Raw genomic sequence first — 18922 nt, 5'->3', positions numbered from 1 at the left:
CCACGATTCTATGCTGGCGGCACAGAGACGTATCCGCTTGGCGACCTCACTCGTGGGCTGCGTCCCATTCGTCTGGTTTGCGGATGTTCGAACAGCTGTTGCAGACCAACCGCCCCATCGTATCCATCGCGTTGTCAAAGCCGCCGCAGGCGTTACAGTAGTACCCCCACCGCTTCTCGCCGTCGGCGTCGCAGTACACCGGATGAAAGAGATCGACCGACCCACGCTCCGCCGCCTTCCGGTCGATGTAGACGGTGTCACCGTCGGCTGTCGTTGCTTGCTCTCGGCGCATACCTGTCCTACGGCACGCCGACGGTTTAGGCGTGTGGCTCCGGTGATCGGTGTATAACTCGGTGGCACATTGCCGCTGTGCCGACAGGAGGACTTATTCGGCTTGCTGGCCGAACGACGGGTATGGCCGACTACACGACAGTGTCGATCCCGAAGGAGCTCGGTGATCGCGTCGAGGAGACGATCGAAGGAACCAGCTTCACCTCCACGAGCGACCTCGTCCGGTTTTTGCTCCGCAGCATCGTCATCCAACAGGAGCCCGACGGCACGCTGACAGAAGCGGATTTCGCCGAGGTCACCGACCAGCTTCGGGATCTCGGCTACCTGGAGTAGCGACGCGACCGGTCACCTCGTGGTGGCTACTCGATCGTTTCGACCGGCGGCTCGGCATCGAGACCGACCAGCTCAACCGCTTGCCCGCGGCGATCGAAGGCGCGGATCTCAGCGGCCGTCCACGGCGGCACCGCCACGAGCACCGCGCCGGCCAGATCGTCCTCCTTTGTGACCGCCAGTGGGCCGGTCGGGTGGGAGACAAATCTGGCCTGCGCGCCGCCGGAGGGCGTCCCGAGATCCACCCCGAAGACCGAACTCACCGCGCCGCCGGCGTCGGGGAGATAGAAGTGTGTGAGCACCGATGTCGCCGGGTCGATGTCGGCGAGGCGGTCGTCGCTGCCGGTTAACTCACCCGCGGGCGTCGCCGCCAGCGGGACGTTGGCCTGTTGGGGCTCGCGGTCGGTGGCAAACTCGATGAGCACATCGAGCAGCCCGGCGGTCGCATAGAGCACCACAGATTACCCGGTAAGAAACCCTTTCAGCGTCTTCGCGTACAACGAGGGGGTGTTCGACCGCGAGGAGGTGAGCGCGCGCTCCAGTGCGGCCGCGGCGTCCTCGTGAATCCCCGCCCCATGGCCGACGAGAATCCGCTCGGGTCGGCCCTGTGATCGGAGTTCGTCAGGCGGAGTCAGTCGGAACATCGGGTGGACACCGAGCCGCTCCTCGCCGGCAAGAAAGTACGACGCCGTCCCGACAGATTCGGGGACGACCATCGTGCCGGTCTCAGGGTTGAAGAGGCCGACCTCCTGCCACGGCGGCAGCGACGAATCCCGGATCACGAACGACTCGAAGCCGGAGTCGCCGAGCTCGCCCGCAAACCGGCTCACCGGCGCGTCGATCTCATCGGTAACGCCGGACATCCAGGTTGGAACGGACACATCGGCATCGTGGCGGGTGGCGATCGCCGCCGCATCGCGCTTGTGGCGATCCAGACAGACGGCGACGCCGGCGACCTCGCTCGGGCCGTCGTGCTCGTCACCGAGTTCCGCGATAAGGTCGTCGACGCCGTCGGCGTCAACGGGATCGATGACCCAGACGCCCTCGGGTGTTGCGAGGGCGTGACTCGCCCGTTGCATCGTCTCGTCGGGGTAGGCCAGCCAGCCGACGCCGCCATCGAAGCGATCGATCACCTGCAGGTCGGCCGAGCCGGCTCCTTTCATCGGCATACCAGCTGTTGGATGTGTGGCGACATAAACACAAGCACGTCAGCGACAGTACTGTTCAGAGTAGTGCGACTGGATTGCGAACACCTCGAAAGACGCCGGCCCCTTTCAATCCCACCCGCGTCGACGGGTCAGGCAGCTGCGGTCGGGCGGGGCTGAAAAGGGCGACGCGCTGGCGGAAGGCAGGGGACGCAAGCACTGCAGGGCCGCAGGCCCGAAGCGTGCAGCGAGCCCCCCGACTTCGGCGCGTCGAGGCTTTCGAGATGGTTCCAGTTTCCACGGCTTATTTGAACACGGCCAGCGACGGATAGCGGCCCAAACTCACGCCAACAACAGCGGTCACGTATGATCGATACTTGTACAGATAACTAACAGGTCGTCGGTCTCAGAGTCGATCGGTGTTGATCGCGGTTTCCGGCGGCGTGATGATCAGAAACTCCCGGAAATGCATGAGTTCGCCGCCCATATCCTTGATCTCGCGGGCGAAGCCGGCGGCCAACTCGTTGAGGTCGCCCTCCACCGAGAGCACGAGCACATTCCCCTGGGTGATCGACTGTACCCATTCGGCGTCATCGGTCTCGCCGTTGAGCACGCCCAACACCACCTCATCGCTCGGCATCTCATCGAGTTGTGCCTCCGCCTCACGGAGGTCGAGATCGAAATCCGCCATACCCCTCCGTTAGCCGGTGGCAGTAAAAGCGTTCGGGGGAGGTTGGCGACGCGGCCGCTCCGGCGGCGTCACCCACCAGACGATCGCCGGAACGACAGCGTTTTTCGCCATCCAGCACCGACAGACAGCTAATGGAAGCCTCCACCCGTCGCCACCGCCGTGTACCGCCAGCCAAGCGTCACCCGCCGGAGTCGACAGCGCGTCTGCCGACCACCGGTCGGTGTGGGTGGCGGTGATGGCCCCGCCGAGCGACGGGCCGGCGGGTCGACAGCCGGTCGGATCGGTGACCGACGACGGCCGGATCGTGACCAGCGGGCCCGGCGATCGGTCCGGGGATATCGGGTGGCGGCTGCTGGGAAAGCTGTGGGCGATCGTTCTCGCCGCGGGGCTTGGGTTCGGGGCGATCCTGCTGCCGGCCGTGTTGGTGCTCCCGCTGCTTGCGGCGGCGTTGGTGTTCCCGATCGAGCAACCGCTGTCGCCGCTGGCGGAGTTGGTGATCAACTTCGTGTTCGGACAGATCCTGGCGATGGGCGGGATCGCCGCCGCCTATCTGTGGGCAACCGGGAAGGATCGCTCCTTTGTGCGGATTCGCAAGCCGACACTGTTTCACCTGCTGGTGATCGCTGTCGCGCCGTTTGCCGTCCTGTTTGCGATCGGCACCATCAATCTCATCTCGTTTTCCCTCGGCGTTCAAGCGGCCTCACACAGCCTGCTCAACTTCGAGGGGATCGACCCAACCTTCTATCTGCTGTTGATCCCGTTTATGATCCTTGTTGTCGGCCCCTTCGAGGAGCTGCTCTACCGGGGAGTGATCCAAACGCGGCTGACGAACTCCTTTAGCCGCCCGGCGGCGATCGTGCTGGCAAGCTTCATTTTCGTCCCGATCCACCTGACGGCATACAGTTCGGCTGGGGCGAGTCCGGTGCAGGTACTGGCGGCCTTCGCGGCGTTGTTCGCGGGCTCGGTCATCTACGGGGCTCTCTACGAGTGGACGGAGAATCTGACGGTCGTCGCGCTGGCTCATGGGCTCACGAACTCGATCCAACTCGGGTTCATCTATCTCATCTCGACCAGCGAGGAACTCCAAGAGCTAGCAAACCAGGCGACGGTGCTCATCGGTTTCTGATCGCGGTCGACGCTCGTTGTCTCGGCTCGGCGGGCCAACCATCCGGGGTATTTTATCTACAGATCCCCACGATCCGGTGTGGACGCCCACCAGCCCCAATTAGAGAACCCCTTCGGCATGGACGAGCAGTGCACCAACTGTCCGGGGCTCTGCGATGAACGCACCAACGTTGTCCACGGCTACGGCGATGTCGGCGGCGAGTTCATCTTCATCGCCGAACGCCCAAGCGAGGGGGCCGACACGACGGGAATCCCCTTCACCGGCGACGACGCCGGCCGCCGCCTCCAGTGGATTCTCGGCGAACTCGGCTTCGTCCGCTCGGAGCCAGACGCCGCCAAGCCGGACATGCAGAACGCCTTTTGCACCTATCTGACGCGCTGTCGACACCCGGATCGTGAGCCAAGCAAAAGCGAGATCGACACCTGCGAGCCGTATCTCAACGCCGAGATCCGGATGATGAACCCCCAGATCATCGTCCCGATCGGCCAGCGGGTAATCGAATCGCTGGCGATGGAGTACACGACAAAGTCGCCGGAGAGCTTCGATATCGAGGAGATACACGCGACGACGGTTCGCGGCCGCGGGTTCGAACTGGTGCCGATGCTCGAACTCGACGAGCAGACCGACGCCGACAGCGAGGCTTTCATCGAGCATATGACCGAGAACGTATTTTCGCGGGATTATCGCCAGACAAAGGGCCGGCAGAGTCGGTGACAACGCTCACCGAGAGGGGTCACCGCGCCCGGCCGGGATCACCGTGTTCAAGACGCCGCCGCCCTGAGCGGAAGACATGACCGTGATCGCCGTGATGGCGTTGCCGCCACGTGAGGGGCTGGTGTTGCCCGCGCTTTCGGAGACGAGCCCGCTGTCGAGTGCGGCGGCCGCCGAGCTCTACGAGGCAAGCCTTGTTGATACGATCCGCGCCATCGACCGTTCGGGCGCGGAACTACTGATCAACTATCCGGAATCCGACCAGCTGCCGGACGCCCACCAAACCGACACCGAGCCGGTTGCCGAGCTTCGCGCCGTCGTTGCCGACGCGCTTGAGGACTCCGGGGACGTGCGGTTTGAACCGCAGGTTGGCTCGACGTTTTCGGCGCGGGCAGGCAACACCGTCACGCATCTCCTTCGTGAGGAGGACGCAGCATCGGTGGCTGTTATCCGTGGGACGGCCCCGCTGTTGTCGCGGACGATGATCGACGAGGCGGCGATGAAGCTCCGCACCAACGACGTAGTTCTCGGCCCGACGACCGAGGGGCGGGTTTACTACGCCGGCTTCACCGAGCCGATCGATTTCGCCGAGAGCTTCGAGGGTATCGAACTCCAACGCCTTGCCGACCGAGCGGCCGACGCCGATCTATCGATCGCGTTTCTCCGTTCCTCGCCGGTCATCGAAACCGGCGCGGATCTCCGCACGCTGCTTCCGGAGCTCCGGGCCCGGGTGTCCGCCGAACGGATCGTCCCCGAGCGAACCGCGACGTTCGTCCACGACCACGGGCTCGCTGTCGTCGACACCGATGACGGCCTCGAACTTGTCGCCGATCACTGATCGCGGGTCGACGTAGCCACTCGGGGTTCGACACGAATGAAGAGACAGAACAGAAGACGGAGCTACGCCACAGCCTCGTCGACTGGTTCAACACGGATCGAGCGCGCAACGGATTCAGGCAGGCTCTGTTCGTCGCCGTCGGAGGTGACGACAGTCACCATCCCAAACGGTGCGATATCGGTGAGTTCGAGCTCGGTTCCGGGGGTGATGCCGGCGTTTTCGAGATACGTGAGTTCGTCCTCATCGCGGTCGCTGACGCGGCTGACGACGACGTGGTCGCCGGCCTCGAACTCGGTGAGGCGGTCGGCGTCGTCGCCCTCGATCGGGTCGAGATCGACGCCCGGGATCGGGTCGCCGTGGGGGTCAACAGTGGGATTATCGAGCGCTTCGGCGACGCGGCGTTCAAACTCCTCGGAGATGTGGTGTTCTAAGGCGTCGGCCTCCTCGTGAACCTCGTGCCAGTCGTAGTCGAGATGTTCGGTGAGATAGGTCTCAAGTAGGCGGTGGTGGCGGATAACTTCGAGGGCAACCGTCTCACCTTCCTCGGTTAGCTCGACGCCCTTGTACTTCTCGTGGTCGATGAGGCCGTGGTCGGCCAGCGAACTCACCATGCTGGTGACCGTCGGCGGCGTCTTCTCAAGATACTCCGCGATCGCCGAGGTCGACACCGGCGGGCCACGCTCGGTCTGAAGGACGTAGATCGCCTTCAGGTAATCCTCCATGGTGTCGCTGAACATACAGGGACTAGCGGTGTCGGCGGCAAATAGCTACCGGGGCGTGCTGTCGCTCCGGCAGCAAATAGCTACCAGGGTGTGGCGCGTTCCGGCGACTATCCACCGGGGCCCATCAGATGACTGCGAAGGATGTCCGGCGTCTTGGTGCCGGATTCGGTGTTGAGCAACACCACCGTCTCGTCGCCGTCGAAGCCATCTTCGTCGGCGTACCGCCACGCACCCGCGGGGGCCGCGCCGCCGGCCGCACCCATCTCGATGACCTCGTTGCTGGCGACGGCAACCGCCGATTCGAGGATCTCGTCGTCGTCGACGGTGACAGCCGCCCCATCGAGTCGCTCGACGGCGGCGACGGCCTGCGGGCCGCCGGCGGGGTCGGGCACCTCCAACTCGCCGACGATCGTATCCGGCACCGCCCACGGCTCGGGGTCGCTCGCGCCGCTCTCGATGGCGGTGGCGATCGGCGCACAGCCCGTTGGCTGGACGGTGACCAGCGTCGGCGTCTCGTCGGCAACGCCGACAGTAACCAGTTCCTCGAAGCCGGCGGCAACACCGACGACCAGCTCGCCGGTGCTTGTCGGGACGAAGACGACATCCGGAACCTCGCCGAGATCGGCATACAGCTCGAAGGCCAGCGTCTTTGCGCCCTCCTGTCGGTACGGCGTCGTAAACTCCTGCAGCGAGTAGTAGTCGCCGGCCAACTGCTCGTCGACAGCGTCGGCGGCATCCGAATACCGCCCGCCGACGACCTGCATCTCCCCGCCGTGGACGTTGATCATCGCCTTGTTGGAAAACGCCGACCGCGAGGGGACGAAGGCGTACGATCGGAGGCCGAGCCGGCCGAGATACGCCGCCGCCGACTGCCCGCTGTTGCCGGTCGTCGCCAGCGCGACCGGTTCGACAGCCTCGGGATCGTCCCGCGCCGCGATCGCGGTCGCGGCCACGCTCATCCCGCGGTCGTAGACCGTCCCCGTTGGATTTCTGCTTTCGTCTTTGATGTAGACGCCCTCGACGCCGAGTTCGTCGGCCAGCCGATCGGCGGCGACAAGCGGCGTGTCGCCCTCGCCGGCGGTGACAGCGTCGGCAGCGTCAAAGGGCAACAGCGCGTCGTACCGCCACTGGCCTGGCGGGTGTTTCGCCTCGGCTGCCGCATCGCTCTCGCCGGAGGTGGATCCGCCACCGACCCCGGCGGCATCGATCGCGCTGTAGTCGTAGTCGACAGTACAGGCGGCACCACAGTCCGGACAGCCCTGATCGGCAGCAAGCGGGTGGGTTGTCTCACACACCGGACACCGGAGCCCCCGGACAGCCCCTGTTGATTCCATACCCGGCGTTGGTGACCGACGCCCTAAGCCCTTCCCGTCGCCATCGCGGAGCCGTGATCTGGGATTCGTCACCGACCGGGAGCACAGGTCGCTGTGTGGCACCTGATAGCAAGCTATTATGTGGCCGGTGACCTATCACAGCCCGATGGCTCCCCGCCTCACCCGACGACACGCGCTTGCCGGTGGGACAACCGCCCTCCTTGGCGGGACAGCCGGCTGTCTTCGCGGCGAGCCACCGGAGGGGACGGTTGACTATTCGGTGCTCGATCAGATCGAGTGGGAGACCGCGCCGCCACTGAAAGAGACCACAGCGGGCACGCAAAAACCGGTGTTTCGGGAGTATCTCGCCGAGGGCGATCCGGATACGGTGCTGATCCTGTTCCATAACGCCACCCTCGACAGCCGGATGCTCCGGCCGCTGGCATCGGCGATCGCTGACACTGGGGTCGCCCACGTCATTACGCCCGACATCCGCGGCCACGGCCCCGAGCCGATCCGGCGGGGTGATACCGACTACGTCGGCCAGCTCACCGATGACCTTGAAGCGGTCGTCAACACTGCAAACGGCCTGCAGCGACCCGAGCCACTCGATGAGTTCGGGACGGTCATCATCGGCGGTCACGGAGCCGGCGGGGGGTTTGCGACCCGGATCGGGGCTGATCCGCTGGGTGACAGCCTCGCCGACGCGTATCTGCTGTTGGCCCCGCATCTCGGGCGGCTGCTCACCCCGACGACCCAACGGGCCTTCGGCGGCTGGCAGGAGTTCAACGCCCAATCGATGCTGTTGGCCGGCACGCTCAACGGGCTTGGGATCGGGGTGTACAACGACACCGAGGTGCTCCGGTATGAGATGCCCGAGTCCGCGCGCTACGGCGCGGAAACGCTGTCGTACACGTTCCGGCTTGCGGTCGAGTTGGTGCCCGACGAGCATACCGCGATCACCGAGATCGGCCAGCCGACACTGACGCTTGTCGGCAACGACGACGAGGCGGTAGCACCGGCGGCCTACGAGTCGTTGCTTGCCGACACCGAGGGCCACGAGCTGTCGCTGCTCGATGGTGTCTCCCATCTCGAACTAATGGCCAACACCCAAACCCTTGAGCAGACGGTCGCGTGGATCGACGCCCTTGGGGGGTAGAACCCTTCCTCTCAGGGGGGAGGATGCTTCTTTGTACCCCCCGCTACAAGGGATGGTATGAGCCGTTCTGTTGTCGTTATCGGCGGTGGGCTCGCCGGGTTGGTCGCCGCCCGGCATCTGGCGGACGGCGGCGCGGCTGTCACGCTGTATGAGGCCAACGAGACGGTTGGCGGCCGGGTCACGACCAACACCGACGACGGCTATACGCTGGATCGGGGCTTTCAGGTGCTGTTCACCGCCTACCCGGCCGTCCAACGAGAGCTTGATCTCGCGGCCCTCGACCTTCGGCGGTTTTCGCCCGGGGCAACGATCGCTCGCCCCGGCAAACGATCGGTGTTGGCCGATCCGCTGGGCGATCCGGGTGCCGCCCTCGCCAGCCTCCGCACCGACGAGGTCACCACAACCGACAAGCTGCGGACGCTCGCACTCCGACAGGATCTCGGGACGCGATCCTACGACGAGCTTCTCCGGCGACCCGACACGTCGATCCGCGAGTGGCTTCGTGAGTGGGGGTTTTCCGAGCAGTACAGCAACAACTTCATCGCGCCGTTTTACGGCGGGATCACGCTGGATCGGTCGCTGTCGACCTCGAAGCGCGTCTTCGAGTACACGTTCAAGGCCCTCAGCGACGGCGACAGCGCGGTGCCGGCCGAGGGGATGGGCGCAATCGCCCAGCAACTCGCCGCTGCCGCGGCCGACGCCGGGGCGACGATCACCACCGGTGAGGCGGTCACCGAGCTCAAACAAAAGCGCCGCCACGCGGTCGTCGTCACCGACAGCGATCGCCGCGCGGTCGACGCCGTCGTCGTTGCCACCGGGGCGCGGCCGGCCGCCAGACTCACCGGCTGTGACTCGATCCCGACCGAGGGGGTCGGCTGTGTCACCCAACATTATCGGCTGCCCGACGCCGACGATCTCGACACCGGCAGGCGACTGCTGTTGAACGCCGGCGACAGTGCGCCGAACACCGTCGTCCCGATGTCGACGGTGGCCCCCGAGTACGCCCCCGACGACGCGTTGCTGCTGAACGCGACGTTTCTCGGCGACGACGCCCTCGAAACCGACAGCCAGCAGTTAGCCGCCCAGACCCGCGAGACACTGTCGGCGTGGTATCCCGAGCGGCGTTTCGCGGGGCTCGAACCCCTGCGAACCGATCGGATTCCGTTTGCACAGTTCGCCCAGCCGCCCGGTGTCCACGAGTCGCTGCCGGACGTGCGGGATGGCGGGCGACGCACCTATCTGGCCGGGGAGTACACCGAGTGGTCGTCGATTCAGGGCGCGATGGCAAGCGGGCGGGCGGCGGCGCAGGCGGTGCTCGAAGACTACTGAGTCGGCGAAGGTGGCTTCGGGACGGACTGCTGTGATCGATGCAGAGGTCGCAAATCGGCTGGTGTGATCGATCAGACAACGCAAACAAGCGGGGGTCGGTTTAGCGGTGAGAGGTGGGGGTGTAACGCACGCGTGAGTATCACTCGAAAGCGGTTATGAGTCCTCCAGTGGATCCCATTCAAACTCTGTTTCCTCAGGATCGATGTCCTCCTCGGTAGCGCGCCGCAGCCGTCGGGCAAACGGAGCAGATATCAGGAGTCCAACGATGAGTACAGCCGAGACGAGGACGAGTAGTGGCTGCTGGATATCGGTGCGATCGGCCGCAGCAGCCGTCGTGTCCGCATCGCCTGTCGCTTCGGGTTGTATCTCAAACGCTGTGTCAACGATCGCAAACAGCGAGAACGAATCGACGGCCACCTGTAGCCGAATCTCATCGGTGCCGTTCGCGTGGATCGTTGGCTTTTGCAGCCGCCATTCCGGTTGCTGTGTTTGGGCCGGATTGGTCGCTGTGAGCACACCGAGCCGTTCAGGGTGTGTGACGCTGCTGTTGTCGACAGTGAACGCGACTGTCGCTGCGGCGTCGTCTGTCCCCTCGGTCGTCGGCGTGATATTCGCCACCGAAATCAGCTCGATATTGGCACCCTGTTCACCGTACGCGCGTCCGGTCTCGATGCTGTCGATATCCTGTGCGGCGGACTCGGTGAGAGCATCGGCGATGCTCTGTGGCGGAGCACCGTACTCTGTCACCACAACACGTCCGCTGAGTGATTCCTGGCTAAACCTGAGCCGATCAACCGTCTCGGCGTTGTCGGTCGCAAGAACAAGCCCGTCCTGCTGGGGTTCGGCAGCCGAAAGCGGGAGCCCAGTGCGGTGTTCCGGCGTGACCAACCGGAGGCTGCTGCGAAGCTGATCAACCGATGGGGGGTCACCGCCATCGGGAGCGACACTGATGACGTCAGTCTGTGTGTGGCTATTGCCAGCGTTGTCGGTGACCGTCAACACCACAGGGATCGTCTCACCACCGCGTAGCTGATCGATCGCAATCCATGCGGCATTCCGGCCGATGGTGGTCTGGTTTCGCTCCGAGGCAACAGCCGCGGTCAGTGTTGTCTGTGTCAGGTCTATCCCTGTTTCGGCGTCTGTGTACTCATAGGAGACGTTGACAGCGTCCGCTGTCGGCGCGACGGTCCAAGATGGAGCGACGGCTGTGCGCGTCACCGACGGTTCCGTTGTATCGATACCGGCAACAGCGAACTGACCCACGTCGTTTACCGTCGCTGTGACGGTGTGATTGGCAGGGTTGTACGTTGTTTCAACTGGCTGGTACGCACGCTCGTCGGCAGCCGATGTGAGAACGCGCAGACTGCTGTTTTCGAAGGTGTCAACCGTGTCCTGGTGTATCTCAGCTACCGCAAACTGGACGGTCACGTTCCTGGGTGTCGACGCTGTGAGCCCACTCGTCGTGATGGTGCGGAAGCCACCGCCCACCTGTGCGGGGGTGAGGTTTGTGCCCGGCGGTGCTGTGTCGCTGCGTTGTACCACGGTGGTCAGATCACGGCGGTCAAGCGAGTCATCTGCGGGAACGCTGATCGTGGTGTCATCCGTTGGGTCGATCCGAGCGGTTCCATCCGCTGAGAGCGTATGGTTTGTTACTGTTGCGGTAAGGGTGTGTGTGTCCCGATTGCCAACGCGGTCGGTTGCGGTCACCTCGATGGTGAACGTCTCGGTGTTGCCGACGACCGTGCTATTAAACGGGATTGTGACGGGGGCTGTGATCGTGCCGTCCGGAATATCGGTGGGACGAGGGGATCGATCAGCGCGCGTGTCGGTTGTGATCGTGATCCCGCTATCGGTGAGTGTAACCGGTTCGCGTGGCACGATCCGCAGAGTGCCATTGGTGGTGAGATTTGCGGTGGTAAGCTGAAGTTCCGGCGGCGTTGTATCGACCGTCACCGGATCGGTGGTGGTGCTGTCGGTTTGCCCGGTTGGCCCTGTCGCCACCGCTTGTGGCGTGTAGTTCCCATCAGCGGGCAGTTCAGTAACGTTGAACGTCACGGTCGTCGCCGCACTGTCACCGGTTGGGGTTTCGACCGGCAGTGAGTGGGTAAACGCCGTGAAATCGGCTGCAAGAGCCACCCGTGCGCTCTCGATCGGCACACTCCCATTCTCAAAGGTGGCGGCGATCTGAACGGTATCGTTCGTTCTCGCCGGGGTTCGCTGGACAGCACTAACCGTCGGCGGTTCAGGATCGGTGACGTTTACGGTCGTGGTTGTGGTCGTATCCGAACTGTTTGCGGTGAGCGTGACCGTCCCGATATCATCGACGGTGGTCTCGCGGGTGACGGTAATGGTCGTACTCGTCTGCCCGCTGAGCGAGAGCGTCGTCGTATTGAGGATGGCTGTTTCATCGCTGACCTGTATCGTTGTGTCACCCGCCTGATCACCGGTGTTGGTGATCGTCACGTTAGCCGTGAGATCGTTCCCCGCGCTGACCGAACTCGCATTGATCTCGGTCGTAAAGGCTGCCGGCTCCCGCCAAAACTGGAGGATCTGAGACTGGGTAATCCCCCTGGTCAGCGGACGCCCGGCCGTCAGTGATCGGGAAACCCGTGGGCTCCCGGTCTGTGGTGAGCGCGCCATCACGCCAGCCCGCTCTGTGAAAGCCGGCTGATCCGGCCGCTTCTGTGAAGGATCCGCTGCGGGTTCTGTCGGGGCGTCCACGCTTGCTATCGTCCGATCGTCGGAATGTGCTGTCTCCTCGGTGGTGGGTAACACATCGCCGCTTGAATGGTCGAGCTGTGCTGTCGGCTGTGTCTCACTCACCCCGCTGGCTCCACCCACACCTGCACCACCGATGAGAAACACCGCCACGAGAACGGCGACGATGAATGATTGTCGCGTCATACGCATCGACCCCGTCTCGGATACGCTCCCACACATTTTCATTGGTTGATCAACTAACTGTCTGAAATCAAATTCATCCGTGGTCAGAGACCCCGCATTTGGGGTTTGCCACAGACATATCTTTGCCTGGTTATGTTCTTTCGTTAATATGTATGTTTGAATCCTTCGATTTCGCGGAGGAGGTTGTAGACCACCAACGCCGACCGGAGGTGTGTTGTGCCGGCAGCGCGCATGAACCCGTTGTGACGGGTGGTTGCCGAAACGAGAGCGACCAACTCACAGCAGCGACCGCAGCCGCTGGAGCGGCGGAAACCACAGTGCGTTGTCGCCGTCGTCGTCCCAGACCACCGGCTGCAACGGCGCCAGCGTCGACACCAGCGGCGAGGATAGATCGTCGGCCCGCCGATCGGTGATATCGACACCGCCGGCCAGGGTGGTAAACGCCGGCAGCACCAGCAGCTCACCGCCGCGATAGGCGTCGTCGCCAAACAGATAACAGGGGCGTTTCACCCCCTCGATCGTGATCGCCGGATGGGCGTGGCCAACAACGTAGCGATGGCCACGTTGCTCGGGTGGCGTGTGACCGTGGCAGACGACCGTGCCGTCGGCGAGGGTGACCGCATCGGCAACCGATCCCGGCCAGCAGTCGGCCAGCCGGCTGTCGTGGTTGCCGGCGACAGCGAGAGCCTCGGTGTCGGCGTCGACACAGTCGTCCCACACCCCCTCGATCGCGTCGGTGGCGACCGCCGGCAGCCGATCAAAGCTGTGGAGCAGATCGCCCGCGAAAACGACCGTTGTCGGGGCGAAGCGATCCAGCAGCGCACGAACGCGGTGGCGGATCGACTCGCTGGCATCGATCGGGGCCGCGACACGGGAGGCATCGGCACGACCGAAATGGAGGTCGGCCACCACCACCGCATCGGCGTCGGCGAGATACACCGCCCGGTCGGCGAACGTCAGCGTGGCGGCACTCGGCGGACGGACGGCCATACCGATACGTCGGCAGCGACCGACAAAACCCTCCGGTCGGCGATCCCGGCGGGCTTTTTACCGTGCCGCCAAAACCACACGGTATGAGCGATGCCCTCGCCGATAAGCGAACGGCCACCCGGCTGCGGGTGTTGGTGGAGATCGCCGAACGCCAGCCGGCGGTGAGCCAAGGCGAGATCGCCGACGCCGTCGGCGTCACCAGCCAGGCCGTCTCCGAGTATATCCGCGAACTTGTCGACGATGGGCTTGTCCGCAAGGAGGGCCGCTCCCGGTATGCGGTCACCAAGGAGGGCGTCGACTGGCTGTTTCAGGAGGCCAGAGGGCTCCAGCGGTTTGCCGACCACGTCACCAACGATGTGTTGGGGAGCGTCCAGGAGGATACCGCGATCGCCACCGACGCGATCGAGGCTGGCCAGCAGGTCACCCTTTCACTGGAGGATGGACTGCTGCATGCGACCCCCGGCGACGAGGGGCCGGCGACCGGCGTGGCGACGACCGATGCCGACGCCGGCACCGACGTGAGTATCACCTCCTTCGAGGGGATCATCGAGATGACGACCGGAACGGTCACCGTCGCACAGGTGCCACCCGCCCGCGACGGTGGCAGCCGCGCGGCCGATATCGACGGCTTGGCCGATCACTGCGAGGCCGCCGATCAGTGTCTGGCGGCGGATGTTGAGGGCGTTGTCTCTCTCCGGGAGGCGGGCTATGAGCCGGCGGTAACCGTCGCCGCCGGCGAGGTGGCTGCCGCCGCGGCCGCCGTCGGGATGGCCGTTGTCGTCGTCGCCTCGACCGACACGGTTGGTCGGGTGACCGACGCGCTCCGCGATGGCGACACCGACTACGACGTGACAACGCTGTAAGCGCGACCACCAACCCGCGGTCGTTACGCCGTGCCTTCGGCGTGATCTTTCGCGGTCGCGTAGGCCTCCTGAAGCTGTTTGAACTCCTCGCTGCTGCCGCCGCGGTCGGGGTGTGTCTCCTTGGCCCGCGAGCGGTAGGCATCCCGCACCTCGGTCGCGGTGGCATCGGGGGAGATCCCCAGCTGCTCGTAGGCGCGCTGCACCGGGTCGCTGCTGGTCGGTGGGGTGTATACGTCATCCGGGATCTCAAAGGGGAGTCGCCGGCCGAGGTTGGCCGCGGGCATCTCGGCCTCACAGAGGATCACCTGTGTTGCAGCCGCTTCGAGCCCAAAGAAGACGCGTGGCTCGAAGGTGAGCCCGACATCCCGCTCCGGGAGATAAAAATCAAGCCTGTGACCGGCGCGCTCGTGTGATTCAACGAAGGGTTCATCGATCGCCGTCAGATACTCCCGATACTCCGCACGCCGTCGGCCCATCCCGGTGGTGCGGCGTCCCCGCTCGCGGTGGCCGTGATCCGTTGCGGGAACCAGTCGATCGCCGAGATAGAAGATGGTGGCCACCAGCAGTGAGGCGGCCAGCCCGAGGAGCAGCCCAAAGACGACCCACGCCGGCAGCGTGGCCTGCAGCACGGAGAGCACAGCCATCGTTTGCGCTCGATACCAAAGAACGTCTCGGCCGCCGTCGCTCAGATCACGCCTTCCTGTTTGAGCCCGGCGATCGCGTCATCAACAAGCGATTCAACGTCCTCATAGGGGAACTCCTGATGGCCGCTGAGCTCCGAAGCAAGTTCCATCGCGGTGAGGGTGCGATCGCCCGCGGTAAACGTTGTTCCCGGCCCGTTCGGGAGCGCGGGCACCAGATCCATCTGCCCGGTGATCGGATAATCGGCCCCGGCGAAGGCCTCGGTGAACTGCTCGCGGAGTTCGGATTCAACGGATGACATGGGCGAATGTGTCGGCATCGGCAGTAAAAGGGTTCCGGAACGGCCGACGATCCGCTGTCGGAAGGGTCTCCGAACGGACGACAGTCCCGCTGCCGAGAAGGGTATCGCCCGGGCGCGAACCAACATATTCACTACGGCCGATCACGAACGCGGAGCTATGAGCGATAACGACGCGGTCTCACGACGGGGGCTGCTCCGGACGGCGGCCGGCGGCGTCGCCGCGGCGGGGGCTGCAACCGCAACGGCAGGTACCGCGGCTGGGCAGTCGGAGATGGCCGATTTCGGGAGTCACCTCCAGGGCGTCGACGGCGGCACCGAGGATCTTCGCGGCGAAAGCGAGGTCACCGTTGAGGTCGGTGCCAGCGGCAACGGCGGGAATCTCGCCTTTAGCCCGGCTGGCATCTGGATCGATCCCGGCACAACCGTCATCTGGGAGTGGACCGGCGAAGGCGGCGGCCACAACGTCGAAAGCGGTGAGGGGCCAGCCGAGTTTGGCAGCGAAACCGTGAGCGAAGCCGGTTTTACCTTTGAGTTTACATTCACCGAAGATCACGCCGGGATCACGAACTACCACTGCACCCCCCACGAATCGCTCGGGATGCTTGGGGCGGTTGCTGTCGGTGACGATGTCGAAACTGTCGAAACCGGCGGCGGTGGCGGCGGTGCCGGCGGCGCGCCACAGATCCCCGATTCAGCCAAGACACTCGGGCTGGCAACGTTTGTCGCCATGGTCTCGACGCTATCCTTTGCCTTCTTCTTCCTCAAATACGGCGGCGACTACGAGGACGCTGCCTGAGCAGAACGGTCGAATCAGAATAGCCCGTAGTTGTCGATCGCCTGTCGGTAACAGGTGAGATACCGGTCGATGATTTTGGTGTCGTCGTAGCGTTCGTACGCCGGATCGATCGTTCGGTGTTCAAGCGAGCCGGCGGCGACGATCTCGTCGGCGAACTCCTGGGGAGTTGAGACGAGTTCACCCCGAGTATCGGGAAGCCGTGATTTCTGTTCGACCAGCTCGTGGGCCGCCGAATCGGTCTGGTACTCCGCGATGCCGACACAGCCGCAGGCCAATCCCCACAGCAGATCCGTCGCAAACGGCTCCTGCTCGGCTGTCTGGGCAAAGACGTGGGCCCCCTTCAGCACCGCGACCCGCTGTTCGTCATCCAGCTCGCCGAGAAACGAGATCCGATCGCGGATGCGGAGATCGCGGGCCGTCCGCTCGATGTCCGCCGCCGCGGCTCCGTTGCCGATGATCGCCGCCGACCACTCCCGATCGCGGAGCTCGGCCAACGCAAGCAGAAACGTCTCAACGTTGGCATGCTCGTCGAGGTGGCGGCTGTAGACGAGATCGAACTCCGTGTTGACCGGTGCGGATTCGATCAGCGAGAAATCAAGCCCCTCGGGGATAACACTGATCGCCGCCTCCGAGGCACCGTGCTCCCGAACGACCGTCTCAACGGTTTGGGAGGGGGCGACGATCCGATCGGCGTTGCTGGCGACGCTTCGGCAGTCGCCCGCAGCGTCGTCGTCGCCGACAGCCCACCAGTCGACGACCAGCGGAACCCGGAGCAGCCGACAGACCGGCTTGGCTGCGCGGGCGTGTCGAGCCGGCCTGTTCGGGATATGGACGACATCCGGGTCGGCCCGCCGCAACGCGAGGGGGAGTTTGGCGATAAAATGGTTTGGGGAGCACTCGCCGTCGACGGCGCGGTAGGTGATCCCCTCGTGTTCGAAAGTTGGGTGGTCGCCGTCCCACCAGCGGCTACAGAGCACCACGACCTCGTGTTCCGTCTGGTTGAGCAGGCGGATCAGCCGGGTTCGCCGCCGGATCGCCGGGGTGTCGCGGGTGTGGTGGGTGTGCATCGAGACGAACGCGACACGCATACCACATGGGTGCCACCCGGTGATTAAAAACCCACGCGAAACGCGCCGCGTCTCAAGTGTGTTGCTTGTCAGGACAGGTAGGTCTGAACCGTCTCGCAAACGGTCGCAGACATCTCATCGGTGACCATCCCGATCCCCTGGTCGATATCGGCGTGTTTCAGTGTGGTGACGAACCACGGTGACACGTAACTCGGCTCCGGAAGGCCGCCGACTACCCAGCCAGTCTCGGACAGTTCGATCGCGTTCGGACGTTGTGTTGTCGTCACACCGGCCACGAGGTACTCCTCACCGTGGAACGGATGGGCGTCGTCACTGAGAATAAACCACGGTCTGGCTGTTGTTTTGAACAGCCCATCGTGCCAGATCACATGGCCACGCTCGAAGGCCGGTTCGTCAGCCATCATCAGCCGCCCCTGTTTCATCCTCGCTGTCGATCGTTCGAGGGTCGACAGCGGTTGCCTGCCAGTCGCCGAAGTCGTCGTCACCAAACCGATCGTCGGCAGCGAGGAGGCCGTGGCGCGCCGCCCCGTAGCTGGCGAGACGGTCGTCGTCACCGACGGCCCAGTATGGTTCTTTGTGACGAACGAGCCCACGGTCATGGAGTCGGCTGAGCGTCGTTCCAACGCTCCCACGCGGGATCTCGGTTGTCTCGCTGAGCTCCTTCGGTGTGAATCCCTGTTCGGGGTGGGCAGCGAGGAAGGTGAGAATCGTGTAGGCGTTTGAACCTTCAGTGAGTTGGAGGGTGTGTTTGTCGTCGGGATCGTACGATCGGAAATCGATCGGCATATGATAGTGTTTGTAATTGATTGTAATAGCTATTTTCCCGACTGACTGGCGGTTAGCTGCCCGGTGAGAACGACGGGTACCGGCTGCTATCGAAGGCATCACATTCCGAGAAAACGGTGCACTGGGCCGACGATCGTCGCTTAGTGCGGCCGGTCAGTCGTCCCTACCGGGTGCATATCCGGCCCCGAGCTTCGGCTGAGGCCAACGAGCAGCGAGAGGGGCATCACAACTAACAACGCAGCCAGGGCAAGCGCAAACGTCGTCACGCCGAGGGTGACGAGTGCGGCGATGCCAGCCAACTCACCGCCGATCGCGGTGAGGAGGGCTGCAACAGCGAGGCCGAGGAGTCGATCTTCTGCGTTCGTGGTCATACCTTATCTTGGGGCTGGAGCGTCATAAGCCGCACTCGACACCTGCGGCCGTGTCTCACACCCGCATGGCCGGTAGAATCAAACCGCTCTCGTCCCAATCGGCGGCTATGAGCGCGGACTCGACACAGCGGGCGATCCGGTGTCTGATCGCCAAGGTCGGCCTCGACGGCCACGACCGCGGCGCGCAGGTCATCGCCCGGGCGTTCCGGGATGCGGGCTTCGAGGTGGTGTACTCCGGGCTCCACCGCGCGCCCGACGAGATCGTCCAAGCGGCCGTCCAGGAGGATGTGGACGTCCTCGGCATCTCGATCCTCTCGGGGGCCCACAACACGCTGGTGCCGAAGGTGATCGACGGGCTGGACTCCTATGGCGCGCTGGAGGACACGCTGATCCTCGTCGGCGGCATCATCCCCGAGGAGGACAAAACGGAGCTCAAAGAGCTCGGTGTCGCCGAGATCTTCGGCCCCGGCACACCGATGGAAGAGACCGTCGCGTTCGTCCGCAACAACGCCGGAGCGGAGTGACA

General features: G+C 64.3%; 23 protein-coding genes. 9 read left to right on the top strand and 14 right to left on the bottom strand.

Translation table 11 applies throughout. The annotated features are described in order from the left end of the window. Positions 1-46: 46 nt before the first annotated feature. Entirely contained in the window at positions 47-292 is a 246-nt protein-coding gene (locus HKK80_RS04040) for a DUF5816 domain-containing protein (RefSeq protein WP_411798337.1), read from the bottom strand. 122 nt (positions 293-414) lie between these two features. Between HKK80_RS04040 and HKK80_RS04035 the strand changes: the two genes are divergently transcribed. Continuing rightward, complete coding sequence (locus HKK80_RS04035) at positions 415-624, top strand: ribbon-helix-helix domain-containing protein (RefSeq protein WP_411798336.1); 210 nt, start codon at positions 415-417, stop codon at positions 622-624. 26 nt (positions 625-650) lie between these two features. Here the strand turns inward: HKK80_RS04035 and HKK80_RS04030 are convergent, their stop codons facing one another. The 3 genes from HKK80_RS04030 to HKK80_RS04020 all read right to left on the bottom strand — a co-directional run bounded on the left by HKK80_RS04030 (position 651) and on the right by HKK80_RS04020 (position 2457). Further along, positions 651-1076, bottom strand: a complete 426-nt coding sequence (locus tag HKK80_RS04030; protein WP_411798335.1) for a hypothetical protein — start codon at positions 1074-1076, stop codon at positions 651-653. A gap of 6 nt (positions 1077-1082) precedes the next feature. Continuing rightward, positions 1083-1790: a hypothetical protein gene (locus tag HKK80_RS04025; RefSeq protein WP_411798334.1), complete on the bottom strand. Its 708-nt coding sequence runs from the start codon at positions 1788-1790 to the stop codon at positions 1083-1085. Between the two features lie 382 nt (positions 1791-2172). Then, on the bottom strand, positions 2173-2457 hold the full coding sequence (locus HKK80_RS04020; RefSeq protein WP_411798333.1) for a DUF5779 family protein: 285 nt from the start codon (positions 2455-2457) through the stop codon (positions 2173-2175). A gap of 16 nt (positions 2458-2473) precedes the next feature. On the opposite strand from HKK80_RS04020, the gene HKK80_RS04015 reads away from it, so the two are divergent. The 3 genes from HKK80_RS04015 (at position 2474) to HKK80_RS04005 (ending at position 5132) form a co-directional block, all read left to right on the top strand. Continuing rightward, entirely contained in the window at positions 2474-3583 is a 1110-nt protein-coding gene (locus tag HKK80_RS04015) for a lysostaphin resistance A-like protein (protein ID WP_411798332.1), read from the top strand. A gap of 78 nt (positions 3584-3661) precedes the next feature. After that, entirely contained in the window at positions 3662-4297 is a 636-nt protein-coding gene (locus HKK80_RS04010) for a uracil-DNA glycosylase (protein WP_411798331.1), read from the top strand. 76 nt (positions 4298-4373) lie between these two features. Next, complete coding sequence (locus HKK80_RS04005) at positions 4374-5132, top strand: DUF2064 domain-containing protein (RefSeq protein WP_411798330.1); 759 nt, start codon at positions 4374-4376, stop codon at positions 5130-5132. A 62-nt stretch (positions 5133-5194) separates the two neighbouring features. Here HKK80_RS04005 and HKK80_RS04000 read toward each other — a convergent pair whose 3' ends face one another. Together HKK80_RS04000 and HKK80_RS03995 are read right to left on the bottom strand one after the other, a co-directional pair. Beyond that, on the bottom strand, positions 5195-5869 hold the full coding sequence (locus HKK80_RS04000) for a metal-dependent transcriptional regulator (RefSeq protein WP_411798329.1): 675 nt from the start codon (positions 5867-5869) through the stop codon (positions 5195-5197). A gap of 92 nt (positions 5870-5961) precedes the next feature. Beyond that, positions 5962-7188 carry a threonine synthase gene (locus tag HKK80_RS03995; protein WP_411798328.1) on the bottom strand — a complete coding sequence of 409 codons (1227 nt, stop codon included), beginning with the start codon at positions 7186-7188 and terminating at the stop codon, positions 5962-5964. A gap of 145 nt (positions 7189-7333) precedes the next feature. Between HKK80_RS03995 and HKK80_RS03990 the strand changes: the two genes are divergently transcribed. Beyond that, positions 7334-8326 carry an alpha/beta hydrolase gene (locus tag HKK80_RS03990; RefSeq protein ID WP_411798327.1) on the top strand — a complete coding sequence of 331 codons (993 nt, stop codon included), beginning with the start codon at positions 7334-7336 and terminating at the stop codon, positions 8324-8326. A 57-nt stretch (positions 8327-8383) separates the two neighbouring features. Further along, positions 8384-9655, top strand: coding sequence for an NAD(P)/FAD-dependent oxidoreductase (locus tag HKK80_RS03985; RefSeq protein ID WP_411798326.1), 1272 nt, complete (start codon positions 8384-8386; stop codon positions 9653-9655). Between the two features lie 153 nt (positions 9656-9808). Here HKK80_RS03985 and HKK80_RS03980 read toward each other — a convergent pair whose 3' ends face one another. Beyond that, positions 9809-12559, bottom strand: a complete 2751-nt coding sequence (locus tag HKK80_RS03980) for a hypothetical protein (RefSeq protein WP_411798325.1) — start codon at positions 12557-12559, stop codon at positions 9809-9811. Positions 12560-12835: 276 nt separating this feature from the next. Next, on the bottom strand, positions 12836-13549 hold the full coding sequence (locus HKK80_RS03975) for a metallophosphoesterase (RefSeq protein ID WP_411798324.1): 714 nt from the start codon (positions 13547-13549) through the stop codon (positions 12836-12838). An 83-nt stretch (positions 13550-13632) separates the two neighbouring features. Here HKK80_RS03975 and HKK80_RS03970 point away from each other — a divergent pair, with 83 nt between their 5' ends. Beyond that, positions 13633-14412, top strand: coding sequence for a MarR family transcriptional regulator (locus tag HKK80_RS03970; protein WP_411798323.1), 780 nt, complete (start codon positions 13633-13635; stop codon positions 14410-14412). 23 nt (positions 14413-14435) lie between these two features. Here HKK80_RS03970 and HKK80_RS03965 read toward each other — a convergent pair whose 3' ends face one another. Together HKK80_RS03965 and HKK80_RS03960 are read right to left on the bottom strand one after the other, a co-directional pair. Then, positions 14436-15056: a J domain-containing protein gene (locus HKK80_RS03965; RefSeq protein WP_411798322.1), complete on the bottom strand. Its 621-nt coding sequence runs from the start codon at positions 15054-15056 to the stop codon at positions 14436-14438. Positions 15057-15097: 41 nt separating this feature from the next. Beyond that, positions 15098-15355 (bottom strand): MTH865 family protein, encoded by a 258-nt coding sequence (locus HKK80_RS03960; protein WP_142442228.1) that lies wholly within the window; start codon positions 15353-15355, stop codon positions 15098-15100. Positions 15356-15512: 157 nt separating this feature from the next. On the opposite strand from HKK80_RS03960, the gene HKK80_RS03955 reads away from it, so the two are divergent. Continuing rightward, positions 15513-16151 (top strand): halocyanin domain-containing protein, encoded by a 639-nt coding sequence (locus tag HKK80_RS03955; RefSeq protein ID WP_411798321.1) that lies wholly within the window; start codon positions 15513-15515, stop codon positions 16149-16151. Between the two features lie 14 nt (positions 16152-16165). On the opposite strand, the gene HKK80_RS03950 is transcribed toward HKK80_RS03955, so the two are convergent. The 4 genes from HKK80_RS03950 to HKK80_RS03935 form a co-directional block, all read right to left on the bottom strand. Continuing rightward, the gene (locus HKK80_RS03950) at positions 16166-17239 is read right to left on the bottom strand and encodes a glycosyltransferase (RefSeq protein WP_411798320.1); all 1074 of its coding nucleotides are present in this window, start codon (positions 17237-17239) and stop codon (positions 16166-16168) included. A gap of 68 nt (positions 17240-17307) precedes the next feature. Beyond that, entirely contained in the window at positions 17308-17640 is a 333-nt protein-coding gene (locus HKK80_RS03945; RefSeq protein ID WP_411798319.1) for a hypothetical protein, read from the bottom strand. After that, complete coding sequence (locus HKK80_RS03940; RefSeq protein ID WP_411798318.1) at positions 17633-18025, bottom strand: MarR family transcriptional regulator; 393 nt, start codon at positions 18023-18025, stop codon at positions 17633-17635. The genes HKK80_RS03945 and HKK80_RS03940 overlap by 8 nt, the downstream gene beginning before the upstream one ends. Before the next feature lie 140 nt (positions 18026-18165). Next, positions 18166-18396, bottom strand: a complete 231-nt coding sequence (locus tag HKK80_RS03935) for a hypothetical protein (RefSeq protein WP_411798317.1) — start codon at positions 18394-18396, stop codon at positions 18166-18168. A gap of 107 nt (positions 18397-18503) precedes the next feature. Here HKK80_RS03935 and HKK80_RS03930 point away from each other — a divergent pair, with 107 nt between their 5' ends. Continuing rightward, positions 18504-18920: a cobalamin B12-binding domain-containing protein gene (locus tag HKK80_RS03930; RefSeq protein ID WP_411798316.1), complete on the top strand. Its 417-nt coding sequence runs from the start codon at positions 18504-18506 to the stop codon at positions 18918-18920. Positions 18921-18922 lie beyond the last annotated feature (2 nt).

This window comes from Halonotius sp. F2-221B, from assembly GCF_046719765.1.
In the GTDB taxonomy this organism is placed as follows: Archaea; Halobacteriota; Halobacteria; order Halobacteriales; family Haloferacaceae; genus Halonotius.
The sequence above is the reverse complement of the archived record's forward strand: the minus strand, read 5'-3'. Positions and strand labels throughout refer to the sequence as shown.